The organism is Phocaeicola sp. (assembly GCF_057861905.1).
Genome location: NZ_DBMACV010000021.1, coordinates 41,290 through 49,223, shown reverse-complemented (window position 1 = coordinate 49,223; position 7,934 = coordinate 41,290). Strand labels below are relative to the sequence as shown.

The following is a 7,934-nucleotide window of genomic DNA, read 5'->3' as shown; positions in this document are numbered from 1 at the left end:
CGATTGCGGCGTACTGCATGTTTCCAAAAAAGCCGTGTATCAATGTACAACGTACATTTGACACACAGCTTGCTTTGTTTTGAATTCGTCGAATTCACGTTCTTTTACTTGCAAAGTTCTTCTGCCTGTTGTCCTCTTCTTCATTTGTTGACATTATATTGAAATCCTTCGAATGAAGTAGGTACTGTGGACAAAGTACTTGTAACAGCCAAATAAGAATCATAAAAAAGGAAGAATATCCGATTTAAAGAGATACCCTTCCTTTATGAAAGTGTGATATGAAAAAATTATTCTATTTTCCATAATCTTCGTACATCATCAATAAATGTGATGAACTCCAACTGAAGTGAGGAGCTTGAAGACGTTCTCCGTTGTGTGTACCATAATTTTCGTGTATCGGGGCATCTCTTGTCAGTCCTTGACAGCGTTCGAAAACTTGCTCGGTGTACTGGTCGGCAAGTTCCCCGTAACCGTAATTACGTAACCCTTTGATTGCCTGATATGTCTGGTCGAGCCATATCGGTCCTCTCCAGTAACCGTTCGGGTCGCACTTAGGATTGTCGGCGGCTGCCGTAGGGAAAGGTATATAGGTTGAGAACTTGGTCGTATCGGTAAGTAGTTTTATAGCCTTGTCCATTTGTTTCTTGTCGGCTATCTGTACCCAGAATGGAGTATATCCTTCACAACCGGGTTCTTCGATGAAGCCACCATCACTTAGCCGGCGGTCGCAGAACCATCCGATTTGGTCGTCAAAGAAATAATCGGCAATCTGATCACTATAATCAGGTCCGTCGAAGTGTGTACCGATGAGTGTCGCAAATTTTTTCAGCAGTTTACATTCATAGGCAAGATATGCGTTCAGGTCTACACTTTCCTGGTCCATACTCCATGCATCATCCGCGTTTTTCAGCATTTTTGTATTATCGAAGCGGATGGCATTGTCCATTCCGCTTTCCCATGCGGCAGCTTCCAAGGTACCGTCAGTTGAACCAAATTCACAGATACCGTTATGGTTATGGTCACGTTTGTTATACCACCATTTATAGTAGGCAAGCAATTGTGGATACATTTCCTTGACGAAAGTTGTATCTTGAGTATGAGTGAATATCTCGTCTACTGCCCAGCATACCAAAGGCGGTTTGCTGTCGCGGGTATTATTATCGGCAGAATTGGTATAGATGCAGTCGATGATCATACCGTCGGGCAACTGATAGTCGAACATAGCCCGGATATTGTTTTTTGCCAGTTCGGGAGCGAAGCTTGCTAATGCTGCCGAAAAACGCCAGCTGTCCCATGCCCAGAACCCGATAAAATAGCTGACTGCATGACTTGGTATGACACCTTCGTGCAATAATCCTCCGCGATGTGTGCGCCAGTTGGAAATTAAGGTAACAGCCGATTTTACAGCAATGCGGTCGTATTCCGGCTTCATATCGTTACGCAGAATCTTGCTCAAGTATCCGTTCCATCGTTCGGCATTTGCTTTCAGGTCTTGTGAAGGGTTGTTTAGTAATGCCCGTATACGTTGTTCACTTGCCGGCAATTCTTTTTCGGAAGCGAAGAATGAAATGGCAATATCGGTTTGTTTACATCCCGGTGCTGTTTTTGCTATATAGTTTTGTCCGTTGCAAGTAAGAGTTACGTCAGAATCGAAAGTAATTGTGATAATTTCTCCATTTGCATGGCGTGCCGTAACTTTGTTGCGGTCGGCTTCCAGATACACATTGTTGTTCCATTGTCTGGCTGTGAAGCTGAGTCCTTTGTCACTATTGCTTTCTACCTGAAGTAAGGCAGTTGATGCATTTATAAAATTCAGGCGTTGGCAGATTGTTCCGGCATCGGATGATGCAGACATGTAAACTTCTCCCGGAAAATAAGACGTAGAGTCGGCAACCATGGTTGTAGTAGCTCCGGTGATACTCGCTTCGACGGCCGACTGTGCAAACCATATCCGGTTATCTATGCTGAACGGTCCGCAGAATCCATTTATCCATTTATCTCGTTGCGGAATGGTAAATCCCATCCATGAACCGGCGTCAGTAAAACATCCGACACGGCGGACAGTGGAATCGGGTGTAATTGCAATATTCAGGATGTTGCCGAAATCGTATCGGTCTTTCCCTTGAGAAACATCTTGTCGGGAGAGCGTCGTGCAGGCAGAAATACCTGCAATCACTCCCCATAACATGAAGGCCTTTACTGTATATTTTTTCATGGGCTATAAATAAATATTAATTACTGGATGTTGTCATTAAAAAACTTTTTATGTGCTTGTTGGGCAGCATCTGTTTTTGCATTCAGAGGCTGTATGGTAAAACTGTACTGCCATGCATGAGGTGTGATAGTGTACTCGGGATGTACTTGTGCTCCCCATGTATTATCACCGCCTACACCCATTTGCAGGTGATCGATGTTCAGCCATACAAGATCTTGTTTCTCTATGCTGCCTCCGTGCCGGCGTTCTATGTTAAACGGGCGGTAGCCGATATCTTCGAGTGGAAAATTCCAGGCACTTACACTTAACGGCTCTTCACCGGTAACCAGCAGTCCTTCTCCCTGCTGGTTGCGTAGGGCTACCCAGCGGACATCACATTTATTGGCTGTTTCCTGAGCACGTACATAAGGATGATACTGTTCCCAAACATTGGCTGTATATAAACCTATTGCAGCGCTATTCTTTCGGTCGGAATAGTTCTCGTGCGGACCTCTTCCCAGCCATGTCATTATTTCATATTCGGCAGGCAGAACCATGCGCATTCCCAGACGAGGCATCTCAGGCAATTCTTTCTGCCCTGGAACAAACGACATTGTGACTTTTACAACGCCGTCAGGTCGGATTATATAGTTGATGCTCAAGTCGGCATCTTGTTCTTCCATGCGATACAAGGCACAGACGATGGCCTGATGCTTATCTGTACTTTCTTTTAGATTTAAGTCTTTTAGTCTGGCATTTTCACCGGCTTTTTGCCAAGTCCGGCAGCGTTCCGGAGTGCCATTTGCTACATCATTATCTGTCAGTCCACGCCAGAAGTTAGCCTGCAATCCTTCTTTTATCAAATTTTTGCCGTTGAATTCGAGAGCCGTCATTTCTCCGTTGGTCGTAGAAAAGCAGATACGGAAATTAGTCCCATTTAGATTGATACTTTCGGGTGTACGTTCTGCTGTCAGTGTTCCGTCGACAAGTTCAATATTCTGAGCCGTATGTTCTACAGGTAATTTCCATTGTTCCATTGCTGCGACATGGCCTGCCGGAATCATAGGGGCATCTTGACGGGTGATAGCTTCCAGTTTCAGAAAATATTCCTTTTCACTTGCTGTTATGGCGTGCATAGGAATTACAATTTCCCGGCTTTGCCGTGCTGCAATCATTGGAAAGTCCATGATGCCTTGTTGGATATTCTTTCCGTCTGCCTCTATCGTCCAGCGTAACCGATAGCCGGAGAGGTCAATAAAATCGTGCCAGTTGGTTACATTGATACGATTGGCTGTAAAAGCTACGGGACGGAAGTGGATATACTGATAAACCTTTTTTACTTCATAGATATGGGGATGCAATGAACGGTCGGCCGCAACCAGGCCGTTGGCACAGAAGTTGGAATCGTTATGTACTCCCACATAACCCATATCTCCACCATAGGCCCAGATATTTTTCCCTTTTTCATCTTTCTTGGCAAAAGTCTGGTCTACCCAGTCCCAGATAAATCCTCCTTGTAGCTGATCGTATTTATAGATTAAGTCCCAGTAATCTTGCAGATTCCCGACACTGTTGCCCATCGCATGGGCGTATTCGCACATAATCATTGGGCGAGCATCTCGTTGGTTGATGTGACGGCGGAGTGACCAGATACGGGGATACATTGGGCAGTAAATGTCTGACTTGGCTTCATAACCTCCTCCTTCGTACTGTACCGGACGAGTAGGATCGGTTTCCTTTGTCCAGTTGTATATTGTTTCAAAATGTTTTCCATAACCAGATTCGTTCCCCAGCGACCATGTAACAATGGCGGTACAATTACGGTCGCGCGTTACCATGCGGCTCATCCGTTGCATGAATGCAGGTTCCCACTCTGGATAGTTGGCGAGTGTACCGTCTTTGTGACTCATCATTCCGTGACTTTCAATGTTTGCTTCTCCTACCAGATACAATCCATATTTATCGCATAGTGCATACCATTGGTAGTGATCTGGATAATGACAATTACGTACAGCATTGATATTGAATTGCTTCATCAGCCGAATATCTGTCAACATACTTGCCACATCGATGGAACGTCCTGTATAAGGATCGTGTTCGTGTCGGTTTACTCCTTTGAATAATACGGGTACTCCGTTGATAAGCTGCTGCCCGTTTTTCATTTCTATGGTGCGGAAACCGAACGGGTGTGCAAACGATTCCATCGGTTTTCCTTGCTTGTCGAACGTATTGACTACCAGCGTATAGAGATTAGGCGTTTCAGCATTCCATGCTTGGGCACCTTTAATAAGTTTATTTCCCGATAACAATGTATCGGAGCTGCTTTTTATTTCTTTTTCTTGCGTATAAATAGTCTTTCCTTTAGTATCCAGAATTTTAAATTCGACATGCTGGCCTTGTTGAGGCTGGTTCAATAAAATATTTATATCGAAATCCCCATCTTTGTATTGGTTTATTAGTCCTGCGGTCAGTTTGAAATCTTTTACACGGCTTTGCGGACGGGCATATAAGTATACATCGCGTTCGATACCACTGTATTTCCAATAATCCTGATCTTCCATATACGAGCCGTCGCTGTAGCGAAATACCTTGACTGCCAGCTTGTTCTTTCCTTTTTTTAATAACTTGGTTACATTGAAGTGAGCAGGCAGACGGCTGTCCTCACTGTATCCGGCCAGTTCTCCATTTACCCAGCAATAATAAGCCGATTCTACTCCTTCAAAATCGAGGAAGATATCCATTCCGTTCCAGCTCTCGGGTACGGAAAACTCACGGATATATGCTCCTACCGGATTGTAATCGGCAGGAACGTAGGGAGGGTTACAAGGAAAAGGATAAGACACATCTGTGTAGATGGGAGTGTCGAATCCCTGAAGTTCCCAGCTGCCTGGTACCTTTATGTCTTTCCATTTACGTGTACTATATCCTGGCTTGTGGAAATCGGCCGGACAAGCATCATTATTTTTTGAAAACAGAAATTTCCATGTTCCATTCAGTGAGATGCGGCGCTCGGTACGGGCATTGATTTCGAAACGTTGTAAATCGGGAAGAGCTTGTTGTGCCAGTGCTGCATTTTCATCGATGAAAGGGAGAAAATGGGCGTGCATCGGTTCACGGTTTATTTCGTTTATCTGTGGATTTTGCCAGGGCACATTGTCGGCCTGAGCCGGCAATGTAGCAGTAAAGGCAAGTAAATATGTAATATAAAAAAAGTGTTTCTTCATAGAATGGGTTGATTTGTTTTTAAATGGAGCAAAAGAATGTTACAAGAAATGGTACACTGAAATCGGTGACGAAACCGTGAAAAATGGAAACTACGACAAACTGCTGACCTGCGTAGCGGGTTATGATAGGTAAAGTAGTATCCATTGTAGTAGCTCCTCCGGCCGAGATTGGTGCAAGATTTCCGAACCAGCGTACCAGTAAAGGAGCACACAGTAAAGTAATAATTTCACGTGATATGTTGGAGAGTAAGGCTATGGTTCCTAATTCCGGCCCTTTATATTGTGTTATGAAGATGCTGGAAAGTGAATAATAGCCGAATCCGGAGCCTACTGCCATGCACTCGGCTGCACTTCGGTGTGGCAATACGAGGCTGACCAGTGCAGCAGCCGATATGGTTCCCAGTATGGTAGCTACAGGCAGGAATATTAACCTGGGATTCAGTGAACGGAAGTTTCTCAACGTTTGAGGATCACTTCCTATACTTAATCCTACACTGAACATCAGGGCACATAAGGCATAAAAGCTAATGTTGCTTTGTGTCAAATCGAATGGAATGATATGGAATAATCCGCATAATGTTCCGATGACGAAAAATCCGACAATAATCAAACTTCCTTTCATGCTTTCCCTCCTTTCTTCTTATACAGGATATACCATAACCCCCAGGCAAAAATGCAGCTGCCCAGCACGCATGCAAGCGTAATGGCGAAGGCTTCTACTCCCAGAGTGGCAAGTCCTTCCATTATCTGTTTGTTACCTCCTACTTCGATGCCGAGCAAGAAAAGTAGTATCCAGATAAGTGACGTTATAACTTTATTTATCCACGAAAAATTCTGGCGACGGAGCAGGAAACCGATAGCCATACCTCCTAACATAAATCCTATAACTGTAAACATGTTCTTTCTTTGTTGTTTTTTATAAGCAAAGATAGTGGTTATTTATCAAGGCAGAGATATGGTCTGCCTTGATAAAGAGAACCGGACTTGTTAATTGATTTCATTGTTACTTTGAATTTCCATCAACGGGATGGGTAAGAATTCATCTTCTGTAACGTTGAAATTTGTTCTGCCGGCAGCTTGCATTGCTTCTTTCAACTTACCCCATCGGCGCAAGTCATAGAAACGGACGTTCTCTAATGCAAACTCAACGAGCCGTTCGTGTTCTATTTGTGCTTTTACATCTTCATAAGACTTTCCTGTCATTTCGGGAAGTCTGCCATGGATCTTACGTATTTTGTTTATTAATGGAATTGCTTCATCCTGAAGATTTTGTTCATTATATATTTCAGCTTTCATTAACATAACATTGGCATATCTCATCAATGGAATGTTTGTTGCTACTGCACTTTGGTTGAATTCTTCAAGTGAAGCTGGCAAATATTTCTTGAAGCAGTTTGAAACTTCCGGATTACCTTCGAATACTTCATCATATTTCATGCCATAGATGTTGGGATTCTCGGTATAATACGGGTCATCGAAAATCATGGAGCCGTATGCACGTGCATCATACATGTTGTTTTCTGCAATTCTTCCTTCTTTTAAGTATTCATTATACATCATGGGACTTATTCTGATTTCATCCCATCCTCCCATTGATGGAGCTGCTAACCAATAGTGTAAAACGTGTTTGTGATAGGTCCCGTCGGCAGTTGTATTGGTGAATTGTAATTCGAAAATTGCTTCACTGCTGTTTTTATTTGTACCGTTGAACAGACTTTCATAATTGTCTACCAGTTCATAACCGGAAACATTGTTCAGTGCCTTCATGGCTTCCGACAAGAAGAATTCCTTTTGTTCGGGTTCTTCATAGGCTCGTGTCAGATAGGCCCATCCCAGATAAGCGTAGGCTGCTCCTTTGGTTACACGTCCGGCTTCTTGTGAAGGACGAGTTTCGGGTAACATACTGCCTGCACGTGAAAGTTCAGAGCAGACAAAATCCCAGCAGTCTATACGCGAAGACAGGGCTTTGTGCGTTTGTGCTTCACTGGTCAGGTACTCGTCGCGAATGATAATTTCTTTCCAGTTCATAATGAGCTTGAAATGATAGTAGGCACGAAGGAAAACGGCTTCTCCCATGGTGTGGCTATAATCTTCCTGATTCATGGGGTTATTGCCAGCTTGTACTTTATCTATTCCAAATATGACATTGTTTGCATAGTTTATTCCGTTGTAGTTGTTCATCCAGTAACTTTTTATGCGGGAGTTTTCATTGGTATAAGTGAAATTATACATTTGTCCCCACTCCGGATAGTTGTTGACATCCTGTCCGGTTGTGATGTCATCTCCTCTGAATGTTTCTACTACGGCTCTGATTTCGCCGAGTGCGTATGCATCGGTACGATTCTCTAACTGACCATATACGGCTGACAGTCCAGCTTCTACGTCGTCTTTGTTACGCCAATATTTATCCGTTGAAAAATCCGGAGATTCTACTGTTAGGAAATCATCGCATCCGGAAAATATACTTGCGAAGAAAATAGATGCTATATAGATAATCTTTTTCATTATTCTGTTCT

General features: G+C 43.4%; 5 protein-coding genes. All 5 read right to left on the bottom strand.

All coding sequences use genetic code 11. The features are described from left to right. Positions 1-292 precede the first annotated feature (292 nt). A complete protein-coding gene (locus ACZM60_RS06140) occupies positions 293-2,215 on the bottom strand; it encodes an MGH1-like glycoside hydrolase domain-containing protein (RefSeq protein WP_489521055.1) in 1,923 nt (640 codons plus the stop codon). Between the two features lie 20 nt (positions 2,216-2,235). Further along, positions 2,236-5,418: a beta-galactosidase, LacZ type gene (lacZ, locus tag ACZM60_RS06135; RefSeq protein WP_489521054.1), complete on the bottom strand. Its 3,183-nt coding sequence runs from the start codon at positions 5,416-5,418 to the stop codon at positions 2,236-2,238. A gap of 19 nt (positions 5,419-5,437) precedes the next feature. Continuing rightward, positions 5,438-6,040, bottom strand: a complete 603-nt coding sequence (locus ACZM60_RS06130) for a LysO family transporter (RefSeq protein ID WP_340318723.1) — start codon at positions 6,038-6,040, stop codon at positions 5,438-5,440. Further along, positions 6,037-6,315, bottom strand: coding sequence for a LysO family transporter (locus ACZM60_RS06125; RefSeq protein WP_021971657.1), 279 nt, complete (start codon positions 6,313-6,315; stop codon positions 6,037-6,039). Before ACZM60_RS06125 ends, ACZM60_RS06130 begins: the two co-directional genes overlap by 4 nt. Before the next feature lie 90 nt (positions 6,316-6,405). Then, the gene (locus ACZM60_RS06120; RefSeq protein ID WP_021971656.1) at positions 6,406-7,923 is read right to left on the bottom strand and encodes a RagB/SusD family nutrient uptake outer membrane protein; all 1,518 of its coding nucleotides are present in this window, start codon (positions 7,921-7,923) and stop codon (positions 6,406-6,408) included. Between the last annotated feature and the right edge of the window lie 11 nt (positions 7,924-7,934).

What these genes read in the sequence shown, in the direction of transcription:
- ACZM60_RS06125 (WP_021971657.1), bottom strand. Translation starts at nt 6,315, where the DNA reads ATGTTTACAGTTATAGGATTTATGTTAGGAGGTATGGCTATCGGTTTC.
- lacZ (WP_489521054.1), bottom strand. Translation starts at nt 5,418, where the DNA reads ATGAAGAAACACTTTTTTTATATTACATATTTACTTGCCTTTACTGCT.
- ACZM60_RS06120 (WP_021971656.1), bottom strand. Translation starts at nt 7,923, where the DNA reads ATGAAAAAGATTATCTATATAGCATCTATTTTCTTCGCAAGTATATTT.
- ACZM60_RS06130 (WP_340318723.1), bottom strand. Translation starts at nt 6,040, where the DNA reads ATGAAAGGAAGTTTGATTATTGTCGGATTTTTCGTCATCGGAACATTA.
- ACZM60_RS06140 (WP_489521055.1), bottom strand. Translation starts at nt 2,215, where the DNA reads ATGAAAAAATATACAGTAAAGGCCTTCATGTTATGGGGAGTGATTGCA.